Source organism: Fusobacterium necrogenes (assembly GCF_900450765.1).
Taxonomy (GTDB): Bacteria; Fusobacteriota; Fusobacteriia; order Fusobacteriales; family Fusobacteriaceae; genus Fusobacterium_A; species Fusobacterium_A necrogenes.
This window is the reverse complement of sequence record NZ_UGGU01000003.1, coordinates 850,318-871,538: the sequence shown is the minus strand read 5'-3', so window position 1 is coordinate 871,538 and position 21,221 is coordinate 850,318. Positions and strand designations below refer to the sequence as shown.

The window sequence follows — 21,221 nt, the reverse complement described above, 5'->3', positions numbered from 1 at the left end:
AGAAATTAAGGAGAGAATATGGGTAATAGAGATGAGAATTTAGAGCTAAAATATTTAAAACTGTTATCTACAAAATTTAGAAATATCTCTGAAACTACAACAGAGATAATCAACTTACAAGCAATATTGAATTTGCCAAAGGGAACAGAACATTTCTTAACAGATATACATGGTGAGTACGACGCTTTTCATCATGTGTTAAAAAATGGTTCTGGAACTATAAAAGAGAAGATAAATGATATATTTAAAGATGAGCTAAGTAATTATGAAAAAAAAGAGTTAGCTAGTGTCATATATTATCCTACTAAAAAGGTAGATTATATAATGAAAAATGGGCAAAATTTAGATAAATGGCTAAAGAACACTATATATAGAATGATAGAGGTATGTAGTATGACAGCTTCTAAATATACAAGTTCAAAGGTAAGAAAAGCTATGCCACAAGATTTTGCTTATGTATTACAAGAGCTAATCTATGAAAGAAAAGAGTTACCAAATAGAAAAGAGTATGTAGAAAATATTATAGATACTATCATCTCTATCGGAAGAGCTAAGGAGTTTATAAAAGCAATAGCCGATTTGATACAAAGACTTATGATAGATAAACTACATATAATAGGAGATATTTATGATAGAGGAAGTAGTCCACATTTAATTATGGATTCACTTATGAAACATCATAACACTGATATTCAATGGGGTAACCATGATATGTTGTGGATAGGAGCAGGGCTTGGAAATAGAGCTTGTATTGCCAATGTAGTAAGAATTTGTGCTAGATATTCCAATACAGATATATTAGAGGAAGCTTATGGAATAAATATGCTTCCATTAGCTACCTTTGCTATGGAAACTTATGGAGATGATGAGTGTAAAAACTTTATTCCTAAGGGAGAGAGAAAGAGTCATTTGATGGCTCAAATACATAAGGCTATCTCTATAATACAATTTAAAGTAGAAGGAGAGATGGCAAAAAGAAATCCAGATTTTGATTTGATGGATAGACAGCTTTTAGATAAGATAGATTTTGATAGAGGAGTAGTAGAGGTAGAGGGAAAGGAGTATGAATTAAACGATAGAAACTTTCCTACAATAGATAGAGAAAACCCATATCTTCTTACAAAGGAAGAGGAAGATGTAATGGAAAAATTAGAGAGATTTTTTGTAAATAGTGAAAGATTACAAAAACATATAGAGTTTTTCTTTACTAATGGAAGTGTCTATCTAAAATATAACTCTAATCTACTTTATCATGGTTGTATTCCTCTTAATGAAGGTGGGGAGCTAAGAGAAGTTACTCTTCTTGGAGAAAAATTAAAAGGAAAAAAATATTTAGATAAAATAGAGGAGCTTGTAAGAGAAGCTTATTATTATAGGAAGAAAAAGGATAAGAAAATATTTTATAATGATTTTTTATGGTATTTATGGTGTGGAAAAAATTCTCCACTTTTTGGTAAAGATGCTATGAAAACTTTTGAAAGATATTTTATAGATGATAAGAGTATACATGTAGAGAGAAAAAATCCATATTATAGTTATTGTAATGAAGAGAGTATTTGTAGAAAAATATTAGAAGAATTTGGATTAAATCCCAATATATCACATATTATAAATGGACATGTACCTGTAAAGACTCTTAAAGGAGAGAGTCCTGTAAAAGCTAATGGAAAGTTGTATATAATAGATGGGGGATTTTCTAAAGCTTACCAAAAAGAAACAGGTATAGCTGGGTATACTCTTATATATAACTCTTATGGACTTAAAATAGTAGCTCATGAACCTTTTGAATCAGTAGAAAAAGCTGTAAAAGAGGGAAGAGATATTATCTCATCTACAAGATTAATAGAGGATACAAGTGTAAATAGAATAAGAGTAAAAGACACAGATATAGGAAAAGAACTACAAACTCAAGTAAATGATTTAAAGAAACTTTTAAATGCTTATAATAAAGGTTTAATTTCTCAAACTATCTAAAAAATTAAAAAATTTTAATCTTTATTTAATAAAATATTAAAGAAAAAATGATATATTACATATGTTATTAAAGATAGTAGGAGGAAAAATGAAAAAAAGATTAGGATTATTAGCTCTAACTACTGTATTGACATCAGTGGCTTATGGAGCTTCTATCGACCACATTCAAACATATACAACAGAATATTTAGGAAACCAAGCTCAAAATGGAATGATAAACAATGCTTCTGTTTATTATAACCCAGCTGGTATTATAAATTTAGAAAAGGGAATTTATGTTCATATAGGAGCTCAATTAGCTGTTGGACATGAGAAAATGGAATATAAAGGGGAAGAGTATAAGGCTGACTTATTTCAACCTATCCCTAACTTTGCTTTGTATAGAGTAGAAGATGATTCCACCCTTTATTGGACATTTGGAGGAATAGCAGGTGGAGGAGATCTTAAATATGATAATGGTGTAGCTGGTACAGCTGTAATTCCTGACATAGTGAATGCAATGGGTGGAATTTCTATTTCTGGTGTTGGAGCAATTAAAGATTTAAAAGATGCAGGTTCATCAGCAGAGGGAAAAAATCTTTATGCTCAAACTACTTTAGGAAAAGTTTGGAAAGTAGATAATAAGTTATCATTATCAGCAGCTGGTAGATTAGTTTATGGGATTAGAGAGTTAAAAGGAGATTTAAATTTAAAAAGTACAGATCTAGCTACACAAGCACTTATTGATGCAAAATTTAGTGGGAAATTGCATGCTGATATAGATTCAGAGAGAACAGCTTGGGGTTATGGTTTTCAACTAGGAGCAAATTATCAAGTTAATGAAAAACTAAATTTATCTATGAGATATGATAGTAGAGTAAAATTAAATTTTGAGGCAAAAGGAAGTTATAATAATGTCGTAATACCTGGAATTTTAGATTTAGGATTTGGAAATTTCTATCCAGAATATATGCCTGGAACTAAAATAAGGAGAGATTTACCAGCTATTTTAGCAGCAGGTATGTCATATAAGGTTACAGATAATTGGATAGTAGGTTTATCTGGAAACTACTATTTTAATAAAGATGCTAAAATGGATAGAGTAGCTGGAAGTGGAAATCTAGGTGGAGTACCATTAAAAGGATTAGAAGCAGAATATGATAATGGTTGGGAATTAGCATTAGGAACAGAGTATAGATTTTCTCCTAAGTGGGCTGTACTTGGAAGTATTAACTATGCAGATACAGGAGCAAAGGTTACTTCTTATGATGATGTAGAGTATGCACTAAACTCTGTAACATTAGGAACAGGATTAAAATATAATCCAGATGAAACTACTGAATGGGTATTTACAGTATGTCATTTCTTCTATGATTCAGAAAATGGACATTATGATATTAAATATCAAGGAGCAGTACCTAATCCATCATATGATAAGAGTATAACTGCCTTTGGAGTATCATATACTAAGAGATTTTAATAGAATTTGTTAAGGAGGAAAGCATATGCCAAAAAAACCAATATTTACGAAGGAACAAGTATATAAGACTGCCTTTGAAGTATTTAAAGTTGAGGGGATAGATGGAATTAGTGCTAGAAACCTTGCAAAATCATTAGGGGCATCTCCTGCACCTATATATAGTTTTTATGATTCCATAGATAATCTAAAACATGAATTATTAGATGAAGCTAAAAAACTTTTTCTTGAATATGTGAAGGAGGAGAGAACAAATTTTATATTTTTGAATATAGGAATGGGAATATGTATTTTTGCTAGAGAGCAGAAGGAGCTTTTTCAAGCTATATTTTTAAGAGAAAGTTTAGGAAAGAGAAATGAAGTAATTAGAGAGTTTAGAGATTTAATAAAAGAAGAGATGTCTAAGGATAATAGATTTGATAATTTAGATGAGGAATTTAAAACAAATCTCTATTTAGATTGTTGGATGTATGCACATGGATTTGCTACTCTTATAGCTACGAATTATTATGAAAATATAACTGATGATGTTATAAAAGAAAGATTAATGGAAGTAGCGGCTACTATGGTCTATAAAAGATTAGAAGATTATACAAAATAAAGTGAAGGAGCTGTTGCAAATTAATGATTTTTAATCATTAGTTTGCAACATTTTTATTTTGGTATAAAAAATAGAAATCATTTTATTGATTTCTTTAAATTTTTCATTTCTTATTTATTTTTAGGTAACACAAAAAACATCCCTCTTTTTTATTTTTTATGCTGTTTTTAAGGGATAAAGTGTTCTTACTTTTTTATTAGTTTTCCTCTTTGTATCAAGCGATTTAAATTATATTCTAGACAAAATAAACAAATTTCTCTTAATACACTATTTCCCTTCGAACTTTTAATTTTCTTAATTTTATATTTTTTTAAAACTACAAAAGCTTCTTCTACTTGAATACTTCTATTTATTCTTAGATACTTTCTGTAGGTGCTTAATATATTTTTTTAAGATTTTTTAGATAATATTCTAAATCTTGTATTGTAACCTATTGTCTTTTGTATTTCTGGATTAAAAAATATTGTTTTTCCTATTTTTGCTCGAATAAAGAAATTTTAATTCTAAACCATCTTTTTTAAAAAGTTTGTTTTCTTCATAGTCATATATTAAATTTTTAACTTTATTTAATTTTTTAGTTTTTAATTTTTCGAAATATATCGGTTTTATATTGAATTATATCCCTACTTTTCTAAATATTCATAATCAGCTACTACATTTTTAGTATTTAAATCTAGTAATTTGATTTTTCCAAAAAAAAGAATTAGAGTTTTTGAATTTGAAGGATTTGAAAAATATCATAAGCACAAATATATTCAATTATAACTTTAATTTGCAGATTATATCCTGGTTTTAATTGTTCATTTTCATGTAGAGATATCTTCTAGTTAAAAAATTTTTTCATAAATTGTTCAAATAAATCAGGGAATAAATGTCCAATTTTGTTTAAAAATCTAGGAATAGTAGAATGATCAAGAAGATTAAGAAATCTAAACTTAATATTTTCCAGACAAGTATTTCAATATCGTGAGTAGAATAAATAGTTCTAGAATAAGCATAAAGAATGATAGCAAATATTCTAACAAGTTTTGTAAGAAAATACTTACAAAAGTTTGATGAAATCTATATCCTAGAAAATGGTATTAAGTTTTCATGAAGGGTCATCATCAAAAATTTTGATATTGTAAAAGATTAAAAATTTTAGGTTGAATTAAAGTAAAAGACATGTTATTATTTAGTTAGGTTAATATAGGTATATAGTATTAGAAATTTGAAAAAATTTTTAATACTATATACCTTTTTTAATATAAAAAGAAAAAAATTAAATAGAAAAAAAGCTCTTCAGTTAATTTCAAAGTTTTGGCTATTTAAATTTGCAACAGCCCCTTCATTTTATAAAATATATCTAGTTATCTATAAAAATTTTAAAAACTGGTGCTCTAGAGTGGATTTGAACCACCTACCTCTTGCTTACCATGCAAGTGCTCTGCCTAGTGAGCTACTAGAGCTTTTCAATTATTATAACACATTTAAATTAAAAATTCAATTATTGTTCAAATACACCTAAATCTTTATTATCAATTAAGAGTTCAACTCTATCATTAGTAGTTAAAAAAGAATAATTTTTAATAAACCATTTAACTAGTTGAGTATCCCTTTTAATAATTGTTCCATTATCTACAAAAATGTTGATTGTTATAGATTTAAAATATTTTAAACCTAATTCAATATCTGTTTTTATCATTTCTTCAGTTTGCCCTTGAGTACAAATTAATAGACATACAGAATAAATTTCTTTTGCAATTTCTGAAAGTTGTTTTTCGTTTAAAGAAAAATTTTTATTATATTTTTTTATTCTATATTCATTATTGAAAGTTTCTAATCCCATTCTAAATCTAACTTCTGTTTCTTTAAAATATTCTCTTATTTCATTGAGCCTTTTTATATATCCATAGTAGATTTCAAAATATAAAACTTTAATTTTTTTTTCTACTACTATTTTTCTTATTTCAGTTAGAGTTTTCGATGTTAGTTCAAATACAGAACCAGAATTAATTACTTCTAAAACACCAAATTCTCCAGTTATTTTTTTTAGTGTTTTGAGGTTGACTCTATCTATTTCATTTTCATCTAAAGAGTTATCTTCAATGTAATTACAAAAATTGCATTTTCTATATTTACATGGGAAGCTTTTTAGTAAAACTATTTCTCTAGGATGTTTATTTTTAATTTTATTATATCTTATTCCCATTTTAGGTTCCTTTTTTATTTTATAGAATACATAAAGCTCAAGAATAACCCTTTATTTTAAATAAAATTACTCTTAAACTTTATGGTATTTAATAATTAAAATTCATAAGAAGATGTAGAGTCCTCTCCTTTAATTTTTCTTTCAACTGCTCTGATAAATCTAGGGATAGGCCATTCTCTTTCTTCTTTTTTTTCTTCTTGTCTAGTATATATTCTAGTTAACTCTTCTTTATAAGCAAGAGCTTCACCTTGATATTCCTCTATTGGTTTTACAGGATAATTTTTTAATCCAGGGTAAGTAGTGTTTAAAATTTGATTCCATTCATCTATTTGATCTTTATGTAATGATAAGAAAAAATCTATATCACCAGTAAATTTAATTTCTTTTATAACATCTCCAACTTCTAATTTTTTTATTCTTTCAAAGTCTATATCACTTACATATTCACCAAATATTGTATGTTTACCATTTAGCCATTCAGCAGGATACAAAGTCATAAAGTATTGAGAACCACCAGTATCAGGACCAGCATTAGCCATAGCCAACATACCTTGTTGGAAGAAGTCCAACCAATCTACATACTCATCTGGAATAGAGTATCCAGGACCACCAGTACCAGTACCAGTAGGGTCTCCACCTTGAACTACAAAATTTTCAACAGCTCTATGTATTTTAGTATTATTATAATAACCTTTTTGAGCAAGGTTTATAAAGTTTGCTACTGTTATAGGAGCAGCTTCTGGATAAAGATAAAAAGTAATATCTCCTTGAGTTGTAATAAAAGTTGCTCTAATGTCATTATATTTAGCAGCTTCTTGTTTTCTAGCAATATCTTTTAAACTAGTACAAGAATAAGCTGTAAAGATAAGTATAAATGTCAATAAAAATTTTAATATTCTCTTCATTGCTTAAATCCTCCAAAAGTCAATTTCTAAGTAGATTATACTATACTTTTTGTTATTTTCCAAGAGTTATTTAATTAAATATTTTTGTAAACTCTTAGTAGATAGAGTTAAAATTATAGATATACCAATTAGTAAAACTGATAGTGCATTGATAACAGGAGAAACTCCTAATCTTATCATAGAATAGATTCTAAGTGGAAGTGTTGATGAACCTGGTCCTGCCACAAAGAATGTAGTAACAAAATCATCAAAAGATAGAGTTACAGCTATTAAAAATCCGGATATTATCCCCGGAAGTATAGCAGGAATAATTACCTTTGTAAGTGCTTGCCACTCTGTTGCCCCAAGGTCATAAGCAGCCTCTACTATAGAATAATCGAACTCCTCTAATCTAGATAGTATTATAAATAGTACAAAAGGAATATTAAATGTCGTATGAGCTATAAATATAGTAGTAAGTCCTAATTCAAACTTTATTGTAGCAAATAAAATAAGAAGAGAAACCCCTAAAATTATCTCTGGAATAACTAAAGGAACATAAGTAAGTGTTTGTAAATATTTTTTTCCTTTAAAGTCATACCATTGAAGTCCAATAGCTCCAAGAGTTCCAATAATTGTAGAAGTAAGCCCAGATACAATAGCTATCCCTACACTATATCTAAAAGCTTTCCAAATATTATCTGAATACATAAATAACTCTCTATACCATTTTAATGAAAATCCTTTCCATACCATAGATTTTCCATCATTAAATGAATATACTATCAATATAACTAAGGGAATATAGAAAAATAACATTGAAAGTATAAAAAAGAATAATGAAGTTCTTCTCTTATTCATCTTCAGCCACCACCTCTAGTTTTGTTTCTTTATTGCTAAGCTTCATAAATAATAGTATAGCTATTGAAGTCACTATTATAAGAGCTGCTGAGATTGTAGAAGCTAGAGGCCAGTTTCTAGTAACTGTAAGATGTTGAGCAATTATATTTCCTAGCATTGTAGCCTGTGTTCCTCCTACTAACTTCGGTACAGCATATGAACCTAGAGCTGGAATAAATGTAAATAGTACAGCAGTTATAATTCCTGGCTTTATATTAGGAATAAAAATTTTGAAAAAAGCTTCTCTATTAGTAGCCCCTAGATCTCTAGCTGCCTCTATAAGAGAGAAATCAAACTTCTCTATTACAGCATATAGAGGAAGTATAGCAAATGGTAAACTAGTATATACAGAGATAAGTATAACAGCTCCTGTATTGTACAATAGTTGTAATGGAGTATCTATTATTCCTAATTTCAATAATATATTATTTAAAAATCCATTATTTCCCAATACAGCTATCCAAGCATAGATTCTAATTAAAAAATTTGTCCAAAAAGGAATAATTACTAAAAATAATAATTCTTTTTTATATTTAGACCTAGCCATATAATAAGCAGTAGGTATTGATAATAGTACTGTAAATATAGTTACCATAATAGATATATAAACTGTTTTAAATAGGGTTGTCAAAAAAACTTTGTCTGTAAATATGTAGAAACTAGCTAGTGAAAGCTCCATCTCTACTCCACCATAAGTTCCCTTTTTTAAAAAGGCGTATGCTAACACAATAGCCATTGGAATAGCAAAGAAAACTATCAACCAAAGTGCTATTGGAAGAGTGTAGTATGTACCAAGTTTACTTTTCTTCACCAGATATCACCTCTACTAAGAAACCATCATCAGCATCCCAAGCTATATATGCTTCTTCGTCCCACCAGATAGCTCCCTCATCATTATCATCAAAATACACAGCATGTTGTTTAAATACCTTAAAAGTTAACTCTTTATCATTATTTAAGAAAACAAAGTATTTACTTTGGAATCCAGAATAAATTAATTCATTTACATATACTTTTAAAACATTTATTTTTTCATTCTCATTTACAGCCTTAGGCATAGTTTTAGATAATTTAATCTTCTCTGGTCTAATAGATACCCTAACTTTATCTCCAATTTTTACAGGTTTGTCCATTTCAAAAACTAGACTTCCTAATTTTTCATTATAAAGTTTTGCAAACTCTTTATCCATAATCTCTGTAACTGTTCCTTCAAAGAAGTTATTCTCTCCTATAAAGTCAGCAACAAAAGAGTCAGCTGGAGATTCATATACCTCTGCTGGAGTTCCTACTTGTAAAATCTCTCCTTTATTCATTACAGCTATTCTATCTGATATTGATAGAGCTTCTTGCTGGTCATGTGTTATAAATATAAATGTAATTCCTACTTCTTCATGTATCAAGTCCAATTCAATCAATAGATTTTGTCTTAACTTGGCATCTAGTGCTGAAAGAGGCTCATCTAATAGTAGAAGTCCTGGTTTATTAATCAAAGCTCTAGCTATAGATACCCTTTGTTGTTGTCCTCCAGAAAGTTGATTAGGCATCTTATTAATATGTTCAGAAAGTCCCACTAATTTTACAAACTTTTTAACTTCACTATCTATAGTGGCATTATCTATTTTCTTTAATCTCAAAGGAAAAGCTACATTTTCATATACAGTTAGATGTGGAAACAGTGCATATTTTTGAAATATTGTATTTACATTTCTCTTATTAGGTGGAAGTTTTGTAATATCCTCATCTCCTAAGTAGATAGCTCCTCCATCTGGCTCTGTAAATCCTGCTATCATTCTAAGCAAGGTGGTTTTACCACACCCCGAAGGTCCCAAAATAGAAAAAATCTCTCCATCTTTTATATCCAAGTTGATGTTTTTCAATACTTGAACTCCATCATAGCTTTTAGTAACATTTTTAATACTTATGTCTTTTTTCAATCTCATACCTCCATTACTCAGAATTACTGTGTTCAATTCTTTTAGTTTAATATATTTTTTTTATTATTTAAAATATTTTACTTTTTAATCACTTTGATGATTATATCATATATTATAAAAAAAGAAAAGAGATAATAATTAAATTATCTCAATAGTATCTCCCTCTTTTACTTTTCCACCTTTTATTACAATGGTAAATATTCCCTCTCTAGGCATAATACAATCTCCTACAGCATGGTAAATTGCACAATGTGAATGACACTCTTTACCAATTTGAGTTACCTCTAATATAATATCATCATTAATTTTTAATCTAGTTCCAACAGGAAGCTTTGCACAATCCATTCCCTCTACTATAAGATTTTCTCCAAAATCTCCATCTATTACATTGCCACCTTTTGTAACGAAATCTGTAACTTTTTCTTTAGAAAGTAGACTCACTTGTCTATGCCAGTTTCCAGCATGAGCATCTCCTTCTAAACCAAAATTTTCAATTAGAACTCCCTCATGTACATTAACCTTTTGAGTTCCTTTCTTTTCACTGATACATATTGCTACTATTTTTGCCATCTTATCCTCCAATTTCATTCATATATCTTTTATCAAAATTTTCATCATCTTTTTTTTCCATTTTATGTCTATCTGGTTTACTATCTATAGTTAATTGTATTTTTTCTTTTATTACTTCATCAGATACCCCTGCTCTAAGTAACTCTTTTAAATTTAAACCATCATTCCAATGTAAACAAAGTTTTAAAAATCCCTCTGGTGTTACTCTTACCCTATTACATTTTTCACAAAAATTATGTGATATAGGAGTAATAAATCCTACACACCCTATTCCTTTTTCTGTTTTATAATAAGTTGCAGGTCCCGAACCTATTCTTTCATTAAATGGAGTTAACTTTTTCTCCTTTAAAATAATATCTTTAACCTCATCATTTGAGATTGGAACATACTCTTTTCCCAGTCCTATTGGCATAAGCTCAATAAATCTAATATCGATTGGATACTTTTCTGTCAAGTTTACAAAATCCATTATCTCACTGTCATTTTTTCCTCTAACAAGGACAACATTGAGTTTAATTCTTTTAAATTTTAGCTCTATAGCTCTATATAAAGAGAATAATACCTTATCTAAATCTCCACCACCAGTAATCTCTCTAAATAAATCTTTTTTCAACGTATCCAAGCTTATATTTAAACTATGAATTTTTTTATCTTTTAAAAACTCTAATTCCTCACTTAACCTAATTCCATTAGTAGTAATATTAATCTCTTCAATGGTTTTAATATTATTTATAGTTTCAATAATATCTCTAAAATTTCTTCTAACTAATGGTTCTCCCCCAGTGATACGAACTTTTTTTATTCCTAAATCTGAAAATATCCTTGTTACTCTTCCTATCTCTTCAACTGACAATAACTCATCTTTAGGAAGAAAAACTATATCTTTATCTCCCATACAATATTTACATCTGAGATTACATCTATCTGTTAGAGAGAATCTCAGATAATCTATAACTCTTCCTAATTTATCTTTCATTTTACCTCTTTTCTAAATATTTTCTTACTTTCTTAATATAACATATTTAATAAAATATTTCTATAAAAAATAAAGTTGACATATTTTATAAACTAGATTATGCTAAAAATAGGAAATAGATAAAGTGAGGTTGATGAAATGTCAGTTATAGACAAAAAATTAGTTATAGTAAGAGGTGGTGGAGATATAGCCACAGGTAGTATTCAGAAATTATATAGAGTAGGATTTAAAGTATTAATACTAGAAATAGAAAAACCTACCTCTATAAGAAGAAAAGTTTCATTTAGTGAAGCTATTTACGATAATGAAACAAAAATAGAAGGAATTAGTGCAAAGTTTTGTCGATCATTTAATGAATTAGAAAGCTGTTGGAATGAAAAAAAAATACCTGTATTGATAGATCCAGAAGGAAAAAGTATAGAGAAATTTAGACCTTTTGCAGTTATAGATGCAATTTTGGCAAAAAAAAATTGTGGAACAGTTAAAGAAATGGCTCCTATCACTATAGCTTTAGGACCTGGATTTGTTGCTGGAAAAGATGTAGACATTGTAATTGAAACTATGAGAGGACATAATTTAGGAAAGCTTATTTTTGAAGGTAAATCTATAGAAAATACTGGAATCCCAGGAATTATAAATGGTATAGGAAAAGAAAGAGTAATATATAGTCCTTGTTCTGGAATAGTAAGACATAATTGTAAAATAGGTGATATGGTAGAGAAAAATCAAGTTATTGCCACTGTTGATGGAGTAGATGTATTAGCTACTATAAATGGAGTATTAAGAGGAGTTATTAAAGAAGGATGTGAAGTACCAGAAAAATTTAAAATTGCAGATATAGATCCAAGAGAGCAAGAACAAGCTAATTGTTTTACTATTTCAGATAAAGCTAGGGCAATAGGTGGAGCTGTATTAGAAGCCATTTTATATCTAAAAAATAAGAAAAATATATAGAGGTGCAATATGGAGTTAATTATTTTAAAAAAGATAGAAGAAAAATTATCACAAGGGAAGAGAGGAGCATTAGTAACTATAACTGAGGCTACAGGGTCTACACCAAGAAAAAGTGGGACTATTATGGGTGTATTCAAAGATGAACTAATAGGAACCATTGGTGGTGGGAAAATAGAGAGTGTTATTATAAATAGAGCTAGAGAACTTTTGGAGATAGGTAAAAGTGAAAGTTTTGAATATAATCTTACAACTACAGATGAATTACAAATGAATTGTGGAGGGACAATGAAGGGATTTATTAAAGTCTTTGTTCCTTTTCCTAAATTATTAATTTGTGGTGCTGGACATGTTGGAGCAAAACTTTTTAAAGTAGCTAAAACACTAAATTTTGATCTGAAAATTATAGATGATAGAGAAGAATTAAAGTTTGATATACCTGAACTAATCTTAGGAAATTTTAAAGATATCTTGACAAAAGAGAGAATTGATGATAATACTTATATAGTAATAGTAACAAGAGGCCACTTATTAGATGAAGAAGTTTTAAATCTTGTAAAGAATAGAGGAGCTAAATATATAGGTGTCATAGGAAGTAAAAGGAAAATAGAAACTTTAAAGAAAAATCTTGAACGAATAGCCCCTATAAATGATAATCTCTTTGCACCAATAGGATTAAATCTTTCAGATGGTACTCCTGAAGAAATAGCTATAGATATTTTAGCTGAGATTTTAAAAGTAAAAAATGAAGGGAAACTACTCCATAGAACAATATTTAATTAGGGTAAAGTTCTCTTATATAGAGATTTACACATATAGATAACATGATGTAGGAGGAATAGAAAATGAGTAGAGTAATTCACACAGATAAAGCACCAGCTGCTTTAGGTCCATATTCACAAGCTATTGAGGTTAATGGAATGCTATTTGTATCAGGACAAATACCATTTGTACCTGCAACAATGACATTAGTATCAGAAGATGTAAAAGAGCAAACAAGACAATCTTTAGAAAATGTAAAAGCAATAGTTGAAGCAGCAGGATATTCAATGAAAGATGTTGTAAAAGCAGGAGTATTCATCAAAGATATGAACGACTTCGCAGCTATCAACGAAGTATACAATGAGTATCTTGGGGATGTAAAACCAGCAAGAGCTTGTGTAGAAGTAGCAAGACTTCCAAAAGATGTAAAAGTTGAAATAGAAGTTATCGCTGTTAAATAGTTTTAACTAATATTTTCTTAAGGACAACCAAGTAGGTTGTCCTTTTTTTTGTCTAAAATAATTGCATAAAAATATAAATATGATATAATTATAAGTGTAATATATAAATTAAATAGAAGGAGAGCTTATGAAATTAATATCATGGAATGTAAATGGATTAAGAGCTTGTGTAGGTAAAGGTTTTTTTGATTACTTTAAAGAACAACAAGCAGATATATTTTGTCTACAAGAAACAAAATTACAAGAGGGACAAATAGAATTAGAGTTAGATGGATATTATCAATATTGGAATTATGCTGAGAAAAAAGGATATTCTGGAACAGCTATTTTTACAAAGGAGAAGCCTATCTCTGTTCATTATGGAATAGGAATAGAGGAGCATGACAAAGAGGGAAGAGTAATCACATTAGAATTTGAAAAATTTTATATGATAACTGTATATACTCCTAATTCACAAGAAAAATTAGCTAGATTAGATTATAGAATGAAATGGGAAGAGGCTTTTAAAAGTTATCTTTTAGAATTAGATAAGAAAAAACCTGTAATAGTTTGTGGAGATTTAAATGTTGCTCATAAAGAGATAGATTTAAAAAATCCAAAAACTAATAGAAAAAATGCTGGTTTCTCTGATGAGGAAAGAGAGAAAATGACAAAACTTTTAGAGAGTGGTTTTGTAGATAGTTTTAGATATTTTTATCCAGATAAGACAGATATTTATTCGTGGTGGTCTTATAGATTTAGTGCTAGAGCTAAAAATGCTGGATGGAGAATAGATTATTTCTTAGTTTCTGATAGAATAAAAGAAAATATGAGAGATGCAGAGATTCATACCGAAATTTTAGGTTCTGATCATTGCCCAATAGTGTTAAATATTGAATTATAATATATTTGAAGGGAGAAAGAGAAAAGTGACAATAGAAGAGATTAGAGAAGCCATAAAAGGAAGTAAAAAGCTTCCTAAATGTGTGGCTGTTTATGATAAATTATTTAAACTTATAAAAGATGGAGAGTTTGAAGAAAATGGGAAATTACCAACAGAGCCAGAGTTAGCTAAGATGATGGAGGTAAGTAGAATGACTCTTAGACAAGCTTTAGCTTTATTACAAGAAGATGGAATTATAAAGAATATACATGGGAAAGGAAATTTTATAATTCAATCACAAAATCGTTATAAAAAGGGACTTGAAATTTTATATCATCCTATTTATACATCATTAGATATAGAGATAGATGAAGTAGAATTAGAATTTAAAATAGAGCCTCCAAGCGATTATACAATTAAAGTATTAGGACGAAAATCTCCAGTTGTGATATTTGTAGACAGATGGTATAAAGTAAAAGGAAAAGGGATAGCATATACATTGTCGTTAATTCCTATAGAAACCATAACAGAGGAAAAAATAGATTTAGATGATAAAATCTCACTTCTCAAATTTTTAGAAGAAAGTTCATACCAAAAAGCTAGGCATTCAACATTGAATATAAATTATTCTATAGCGGGTAATTTTACTTCTATGAAATATCCAATATCTAAAAATGATAAAAGCTGGTTATTAGAGGAGATACTTTATGTAAAAAGTGAATATCCTATAGTACATCACAAGCACTATTTACCGATAGAAAATTCACATATAAGTATAGAAAGAAAAAGAGCAAATACATTTTAGTACATTGCTTGTTTTTAGATATTATCTTAAAAGTTTAAATTTATAAAGCTAATAAAATTAGAAAAAAGGTCTTGAATTAATTAATTCAAGACCTAATAGTATTTAGAGCATAAAAAATATAATGAAAAATTCAATAAGGGAAATAATTATCTAAGTATTTTAAGTCAAAGGTTATAAGGAAAATAAAGTATAATTTTTATTTAAATTTTGTATCTAGTTCTCTTTTATTGTTGTTTTTATTATGATTTAATGAAAAATGAGATTTCATATTTTTAATAAAAGTTCCCATTTCATCAGCACTTCCTACAATTCTATTAAAAATAGCTAAATATTCAGTAATAATTGGATTATCTATATCATATGGGTATCTCATAAGATGATCTATTTCACTCCAAGCTTCCTCAAAAACAGTTCTCACTTGGATTTCAACAAGAATTTCATTTTTTTTTGTTACAGGTATACTTATTAAATAATGTACAGAACGATAGCCATGATCTCTAACAATAATTTCACAATTCATTGTAGAGATATTTTCTTGTAATTGAATAACATTATAATCTCCACGTCTTATATTAATTTGTGGAGTTTCTTTAATTTCCCATAGACCTAAAATTTCATGATGAATATCCTTCCAATCATCTTTAAAAAGATGTAGGACTCTTATTCCAATTAAATCAGTTACTATTTCTTTATAAGTCTCTATTGAAATTCCCTTATCTACATATTTTTTACCTTTTCTAATTATTTTTTCTATAAGATGTTTAGGCTTTTTTACTCTCCTTCGAACAGAGTGTACACTAGGTAAATCTATTAATTTAGATACAATGTATTCAGCTTCTTTTTCAAGTTGAGGAACTAATAATGAGTAATCATCATAAATTTTGATGAGGTCATCCCAAATAAGCCCGGTAGAATTGAAGTAATTTGTATCTATTGAAAAATCTTTAAAAAACTGATCTTTATTTAGCATATGAAGTTATTTCACCTCTCAAAGTTAATATTTTTGAATAGTTGTCAGTTTTAGATTAACTATTTTTCTGTAACCAAATACAAAATTTTTTTCGTTATCAATTTCTGTATTAGATATACTAGATTTAATACTAACTTCTTCTTTTAAATTATAATTAAATCCACGAATATTTAGTTCATGTATTCTTGTAAAAGAGATTTTATCTCCTGGTTTGATGTTATATTTATTATAGAGTTTGAAGTTGATCCAAGTATCTATGCTTCTAATATTATTTATATAATTATGAAGAAGATGAAGAGTATAGAATTTTATAGAAGCTTCAGAAAAATTTCTCCATTTAGATATATGAAGAAGCTTCATAGTTTCTTCATATTTTTTTACACTCTCAATAATTTTATCAAACTTATGAACTTGAATAGGATTTTCAAATTGAATTTCAGCAACTAAATCATTTATATTAAAAGTTATAACTTCACCAGAAAAAATTAGTTTAAAAATATTTGCAACAGCTATAAGCCTGATGTCTTTAAGTTTACTAAAAATCTCATAGCTAAAATAATCTCCAGCTTTTCTTATTGTTTTATCATCAAAAAGTTGAATGCTTAAGGCTAGTTTAAATTCTCTTGTCTTAAATTCAATGAGTTTAAATTTTTTATAATTTAAAACTCTAATGTTAACATTAAAAAGAGTTAAATTATTTATATTTAAATTACAACTATTTAAACTTATATTTTCAATAATATCTTCATAGAGAGGAAGATTATTTTCTTTTAAAGGAAATTCTTTTAATTTAAGTGAAGTATACGAGATTTCTAATCCTGTTTCGATACCTTTTATAAAAGGAATTTCTATTATATCTGAATCAGAGTTTTTAAGTATTTTATTTTCTATTTCATTCGTTGAAGTAATTTCGTCTTTAGTAGAAAGAGTATAATCTAATTTTAATATATTATTAGTACTTTCTTTTATTTCAGAAGTGGTAGTATTTTTGGGAGTACTTTCCTCTGGTACTACCACACAATCTTTTTTTCAGATGAAATATTAATAGCTTTTTTCGAAATCTCTTTAAAATAATCAATAAAATCTTTAGTTCCGAAAGTGATAAGTTTGATATTATATTTGTTAATTAATTCAGCTGCTTTACTACTGATAATTGTAGTAGAAGTGACCATATATAAAGGTTGTAAGTTTTTTATAGGAGCAGCTATAAAATCTAAAATATCTAATAAATCAGAATCTTCTAAACTGATACCTAAAAATAAAGTTGGTCTTAATTCAAATTCTTTCCTAACTTTATTGAAGAAATTATCATAAAACTCTAAACTTTTCAATTTTCTAATATCTTGGCTAGAGATAAAGACAGTTCCTACATTATTTATGTCACCAAAAAATTTATAATACCCAATTTTATCATCTTGAATTTCCTTTAACTGACATGGAGTTATTTTTGTGATAGTATTAGGAAAGTTATTTTCTAAAATAGTATCAAAATTGATTGTGAATATAGTTTTAAAATGATTAGAAGAGATGATATTATCATAAATTTCTAAATTGGTATTATATCTATATTCATAATTTTCTTTAATTTGCCTAACTAAATTTTTTTTTGTGTCTACAACAGAATCAAGATAAGCTTGAACTATATCAGAAAAAGAACTCATATCTTTGATATAATTTCTGACTGAATTTTTAATTTCAGATAATATAGCTTCAGAAATATCGCTTCTAGTTGGGTAACCAGATAGTTTATTTAAAAAATCTCCACTGAAGAGATTAAATTTTTGTTCTTTTTCAAACTTACTAAAAAAGCTTTTCATAACTGTTCACCTGCCTTATAAATAGAATTGTTCACTATTAGTATAGCTTAAAATTTGTAAATACACAATAAAAAAATAGAAAAATGTCAAGATTTTTTTGAGAAAAAATGTTAAAATAAAATAAAGGGGGAGTTATGGAATCATTTATTAGATTTTTTGCCAACTATATAGTGTTTATTAATATAATATTTGTTTTAATAATTGTACTTTTAGAAAGAAAAAACTCTCTATATACATTGTTTTGGATTGTATTGTTGAGTTTAGCTCCATATATTGGATTTATTGCCTATTTATTCTTTGGATTAAGTTTCAGAAAAAAAAGAGTTGTAGCCGAATACTATAGGCGAAAATTTTTATATAGTAAAGAAATTATGGGGTTTTCACAGCGTAAAGAATTAGTAAAATGGGAACAACTAATATCTTATATTGAAATTTCCTCTAAAAGTAAATTAACATCACTAAATATAAGTGAAATATTTATAGATGGGAAGAGTTTTTTTCATTCTATGATGAATGATTTAAAAAAAGCTAAAGAAAGTATATCGATGGAGTACTATCTTTTTAGATATGATAATTTAGGTAAGAAAATTGTTAATATTTTAAAAGAAAAGGCTAAAGAGGGATTAAAAGTAAGAATAATAGTTGATGGTGCTGGTGGATACAATAGAAAAATGTTAAAGGAACTTGCTGAAGTTGGGATAGAAAGTGGAATATTTTTTCCTTCACATTTTCCTTTTTTAAAAATGGCTAATTTACGTGCTAATTATAGAGATCATAGAAAACTTTGCTTAATTGATGGAAAACTTGGATATATAGGAGGTTTCAATATAGGTGATGAATATTTAGGAGAAGGAAAGCTTGGCTATTGGAGAGATACAGGAATGAAAATATTAGGAGAAATATGTTTAGAATTAGAGCAAGAATTCTATTTTTCATGGGATATTGTCAAAAAAGAAAAAATTAATGTAGAGAAAAATTATAGGTATAATAAAGAAGTATTGGATAAATTAGTTGAAATAAGAGGAAAGCATACAGGTCATATGCAAGTTGTAAGTAGTGGTCCAAATTATCAATTTCGAACTATAAGGGATAATGCATTAAAATTGATTATGGATGCAAAAAGGTGCATATATATACAGACTCCTTATTTTGTTCCTGATGACAACCTTTTAGAAGCATTAAAAATTGCAACTCTCTCTGGCGTAAAAATAAAGATAATGATTCCAAGTAAGCCTGATCATTTTTTTATATATTGGGTAAATCAATATTTTGTAGGTGAGTTACTTGATTTGGGAATTGAAGTTTATAAATATAATAGAGGATTTATTCATAGTAAGGTAATAATAATTGATGATGAGGTCGTTACAACAGGAACAGCTAATTTTGATTATAGAAGTTTTTATCAAAATTTTGAAATAAATATAAATATCTATGAAAAAGATATAGCTTTATTATTTAAAGAGATCTTCCATAAGGATATGGAATTTAGTAACAGATTATTTAGAAGTGAGTATAGTAAGCGTGGATATTATATTAAATTTAAGGAATCAATATGTAGATTATTGGCTCCTATAATGTAGGTTTAAAAAAGGAGAGTGATATAAATGATAGAGTTTCAAAAACTTTCTAATTTTTTCTTTCCTTTTATAGAGGTAGATTTTAGGTATGTTGGAAATTTTTATTATGATCTTCATATTCATACTACAGCATCAGATAGTTTTATTAAGCCTGAATTTTTCAAAAGTTTTTTGAATAAAAAAAGATATTTATTTTCGATAACAGATCATAATGATATAAGAGGGGCAATAAGAGTAAGGGAATTAGGAGTTAATAATGTTCCTGGAATTGAAATAGGATGTAAGGATGGTTTTGAAATGTTAATTTATTTCAAAAAAATTGAAGACTTAGAAGAGTTTTATCGTAAGGAGGTTGAACCATACAAAAATTTAAAGAGAATGGCTAAGACTTACAGAAGTATATATGAATATTTAAATATTTTAGATCAGTGGGAATGCCATAAATCTATTCCACACATATGTGGAATGGCTCAAAAGAAATTTATAAATAATAAGGAATATATTTATGATATACTAAAAAAGGTAGATTCTTTGGAAACGTATAATCATGGATTGCCAAGTGTAAGAAATTTATCAGCAAGGGAGTTGAGAAAAAAATATGGTTTATGTGCGACGTTTGGAAGTGATGCGCATATTTTGAGAGAAGTTATTTCTTTTTATAAGTATTCCAATATGGATTTAGCTAGAAATGAAAAAATAATAGATTATTTATATAAAATAGGAAGTTTAAGTGGAATTGGTCAAAAACATTTTTTCTATATGATTAAAAGTTTAATATAGAAAAAAAAGCTTTTCAAAATATGAAATATAGTGTATAATGTTTTGGTAAAGACCCCGTAGCTCAATTGGATAGAGCAATTCCCTCCTAAGGAATAGGTTGTGTGTTCAAACCACATCGGGGTCGCCACTTAATTTATTTAGGAGGTATATATGTTAAGAAAGATATTTTTTATTCTAACATTGCTTTTATCAATTACTGCTTGCACATCATATACTCCAAAAGAAATTAATAATAGATATTTGAGATTATCTAGAAATTTAGATAATCTTATGTCAGATAAGATAGTGGAAAAAAAAAGAGCAAATTTAGAAAAAAATTTTGAAAATTTTTATAATGGGATGTTAGAATATAGAAATAAAAATTATGTTATAGATACTGAATATTTGAATTATTATTTAGAAGAAGTAGCTATAAAATTACAATATTTAAGAGATTTAAAAGATTAAATGTAGGGAGATTGCACAGGATTATGTTAATCTCTTTTATTTTTTAAAAAATTATTGACAAAATAAAAAAAATATTTTATTATTTATAACATAAAAATTGAATAAAAATCGGATGAAGATATAGGGAGAGAGTTATTTAAAATAACCGCCGACGAAGTAAATCTTTCAGGCAAATGGACCTATATTGGACGAACCTCTGGAGAGACTCATAGAGCACCGAAGGAGCAAACCCAAAATTTTTGGACTAAACTCTCAGGTAAAAGGACAGAGAAATTATACAATACAATTTTTTTGTATGCTTCT

21 protein-coding genes, 2 tRNA genes, 1 pseudogene and 2 riboswitches are annotated in these 21,221 nt (G+C 27.6%); of the genes and pseudogenes, 12 read left to right on the top strand and 12 right to left on the bottom strand.

Features of this window, described 5'->3' with window-relative positions; translation table 11 throughout:
- Window positions 1–18: 18 nt before the first annotated feature.
- From DYA59_RS04400 to DYA59_RS04390, 3 genes are all read left to right on the top strand, one after another.
- Window positions 19–1,974 (top strand): fructose-1,6-bisphosphatase, encoded by a 1,956-nt coding sequence (locus DYA59_RS04400; protein ID WP_115269759.1) that lies wholly within the window; start codon window positions 19–21, stop codon window positions 1,972–1,974.
- Between the two features lie 88 nt (window positions 1,975–2,062).
- Window positions 2,063–3,433: an OmpP1/FadL family transporter gene (locus DYA59_RS04395; RefSeq protein ID WP_115269757.1), complete on the top strand. Its 1,371-nt coding sequence runs from the start codon at window positions 2,063–2,065 to the stop codon at window positions 3,431–3,433.
- 25 nt (window positions 3,434–3,458) lie between these two features.
- On the top strand, window positions 3,459–4,031 hold the full coding sequence (locus tag DYA59_RS04390) for a TetR family transcriptional regulator (protein WP_115269755.1): 573 nt from the start codon (window positions 3,459–3,461) through the stop codon (window positions 4,029–4,031).
- 185 nt (window positions 4,032–4,216) lie between these two features.
- Here the strand turns inward: DYA59_RS04390 and DYA59_RS09665 are convergent.
- The 9 genes and pseudogenes from DYA59_RS09665 to moaA all read right to left on the bottom strand — a co-directional run.
- A pseudogene (locus DYA59_RS09665) lies at window positions 4,217–4,836 on the bottom strand (transposase); the annotation flags it as partial.
- Between the two features lie 567 nt (window positions 4,837–5,403).
- Window positions 5,404–5,479: transfer RNA gene (locus tag DYA59_RS04380), tRNA-Thr, on the bottom strand.
- A 38-nt stretch (window positions 5,480–5,517) separates the two neighbouring features.
- Entirely contained in the window at window positions 5,518–6,222 is a 705-nt protein-coding gene (locus tag DYA59_RS04375) for a radical SAM protein (RefSeq protein ID WP_115269753.1), read from the bottom strand.
- Window positions 6,223–6,317: 95 nt separating this feature from the next.
- The gene (locus tag DYA59_RS04370) at window positions 6,318–7,127 is read right to left on the bottom strand and encodes a peptidylprolyl isomerase (protein ID WP_115269751.1); all 810 of its coding nucleotides are present in this window, start codon (window positions 7,125–7,127) and stop codon (window positions 6,318–6,320) included.
- Between the two features lie 66 nt (window positions 7,128–7,193).
- Window positions 7,194–7,967 carry an ABC transporter permease gene (locus DYA59_RS04365; RefSeq protein ID WP_005885530.1) on the bottom strand — a complete coding sequence of 258 codons (774 nt, stop codon included), beginning with the start codon at window positions 7,965–7,967 and terminating at the stop codon, window positions 7,194–7,196.
- Window positions 7,960–8,820 (bottom strand): ABC transporter permease, encoded by an 861-nt coding sequence (locus DYA59_RS04360; RefSeq protein ID WP_172606981.1) that lies wholly within the window; start codon window positions 8,818–8,820, stop codon window positions 7,960–7,962. The genes DYA59_RS04365 and DYA59_RS04360 overlap by 8 nt, the downstream gene beginning before the upstream one ends.
- Window positions 8,804–9,946, bottom strand: a complete 1,143-nt coding sequence (locus DYA59_RS04355; RefSeq protein ID WP_115269744.1) for an ABC transporter ATP-binding protein — start codon at window positions 9,944–9,946, stop codon at window positions 8,804–8,806. Before DYA59_RS04355 ends, DYA59_RS04360 begins: the two co-directional genes overlap by 17 nt.
- Before the next feature lie 132 nt (window positions 9,947–10,078).
- Window positions 10,079–10,510 carry an MOSC domain-containing protein gene (locus tag DYA59_RS04350; protein ID WP_115269742.1) on the bottom strand — a complete coding sequence of 144 codons (432 nt, stop codon included), beginning with the start codon at window positions 10,508–10,510 and terminating at the stop codon, window positions 10,079–10,081.
- A gap of 1 nt (window position 10,511) precedes the next feature.
- Complete coding sequence (gene moaA / locus DYA59_RS04345; protein WP_115269740.1) at window positions 10,512–11,486, bottom strand: GTP 3',8-cyclase MoaA; 975 nt, start codon at window positions 11,484–11,486, stop codon at window positions 10,512–10,514.
- Window positions 11,487–11,624: 138 nt separating this feature from the next.
- Between moaA and yqeB the strand changes: the two genes are divergently transcribed.
- The 5 genes from yqeB (at window position 11,625) to DYA59_RS04320 (ending at window position 15,327) form a co-directional block, all read left to right on the top strand.
- Complete coding sequence (gene yqeB, locus DYA59_RS04340) at window positions 11,625–12,440, top strand: selenium-dependent molybdenum cofactor biosynthesis protein YqeB (protein ID WP_115269738.1); 816 nt, start codon at window positions 11,625–11,627, stop codon at window positions 12,438–12,440.
- A 9-nt stretch (window positions 12,441–12,449) separates the two neighbouring features.
- Complete coding sequence (locus DYA59_RS04335; RefSeq protein ID WP_115269736.1) at window positions 12,450–13,220, top strand: XdhC family protein; 771 nt, start codon at window positions 12,450–12,452, stop codon at window positions 13,218–13,220.
- 62 nt (window positions 13,221–13,282) lie between these two features.
- Window positions 13,283–13,660 (top strand): RidA family protein, encoded by a 378-nt coding sequence (locus DYA59_RS04330; RefSeq protein WP_115269734.1) that lies wholly within the window; start codon window positions 13,283–13,285, stop codon window positions 13,658–13,660.
- A gap of 127 nt (window positions 13,661–13,787) precedes the next feature.
- The gene (locus tag DYA59_RS04325; protein WP_115269732.1) at window positions 13,788–14,543 is read left to right on the top strand and encodes an exodeoxyribonuclease III; all 756 of its coding nucleotides are present in this window, start codon (window positions 13,788–13,790) and stop codon (window positions 14,541–14,543) included.
- 25 nt (window positions 14,544–14,568) lie between these two features.
- Window positions 14,569–15,327 (top strand): GntR family transcriptional regulator, encoded by a 759-nt coding sequence (locus tag DYA59_RS04320; protein WP_218564213.1) that lies wholly within the window; start codon window positions 14,569–14,571, stop codon window positions 15,325–15,327.
- A gap of 196 nt (window positions 15,328–15,523) precedes the next feature.
- Here the strand turns inward: DYA59_RS04320 and DYA59_RS04315 are convergent, their stop codons facing one another.
- Genes DYA59_RS04315 through DYA59_RS04305 form a run of 3 tightly spaced genes read right to left on the bottom strand, consistent with a single transcriptional unit; the run spans window position 15,524 to window position 18,114 of the window.
- Window positions 15,524–16,297, bottom strand: coding sequence for a nucleotidyltransferase family protein (locus DYA59_RS04315; RefSeq protein WP_115269730.1), 774 nt, complete (start codon window positions 16,295–16,297; stop codon window positions 15,524–15,526).
- A gap of 24 nt (window positions 16,298–16,321) precedes the next feature.
- Window positions 16,322–17,314 (bottom strand): hypothetical protein, encoded by a 993-nt coding sequence (locus tag DYA59_RS04310; RefSeq protein WP_115269728.1) that lies wholly within the window; start codon window positions 17,312–17,314, stop codon window positions 16,322–16,324.
- Window positions 17,308–18,114 carry an SIR2 family protein gene (locus tag DYA59_RS04305; RefSeq protein ID WP_115269726.1) on the bottom strand — a complete coding sequence of 269 codons (807 nt, stop codon included), beginning with the start codon at window positions 18,112–18,114 and terminating at the stop codon, window positions 17,308–17,310. Before DYA59_RS04305 ends, DYA59_RS04310 begins: the two co-directional genes overlap by 7 nt.
- 134 nt (window positions 18,115–18,248) lie before the next feature.
- On the opposite strand from DYA59_RS04305, the gene cls reads away from it, so the two are divergent.
- From cls to DYA59_RS04285, 4 genes are all read left to right on the top strand, one after another.
- Window positions 18,249–19,694 (top strand): cardiolipin synthase, encoded by a 1,446-nt coding sequence (gene cls / locus DYA59_RS04300; protein ID WP_115269724.1) that lies wholly within the window; start codon window positions 18,249–18,251, stop codon window positions 19,692–19,694.
- Window positions 19,695–19,718: 24 nt separating this feature from the next.
- Window positions 19,719–20,471 (top strand): PHP domain-containing protein, encoded by a 753-nt coding sequence (locus tag DYA59_RS04295; protein WP_115269722.1) that lies wholly within the window; start codon window positions 19,719–19,721, stop codon window positions 20,469–20,471.
- 50 nt (window positions 20,472–20,521) lie between these two features.
- Window positions 20,522–20,598: transfer RNA gene (locus DYA59_RS04290), tRNA-Arg, on the top strand.
- A 23-nt stretch (window positions 20,599–20,621) separates the two neighbouring features.
- Complete coding sequence (locus DYA59_RS04285) at window positions 20,622–20,918, top strand: hypothetical protein (RefSeq protein ID WP_115269721.1); 297 nt, start codon at window positions 20,622–20,624, stop codon at window positions 20,916–20,918.
- A gap of 112 nt (window positions 20,919–21,030) precedes the next feature.
- Window positions 21,031–21,109, top strand: a riboswitch (glycine riboswitch).
- Window positions 21,110–21,112: 3 nt separating this feature from the next.
- Window positions 21,113–21,188, top strand: a riboswitch (glycine riboswitch).
- Window positions 21,189–21,221: the final 33 nt, after the last annotated feature.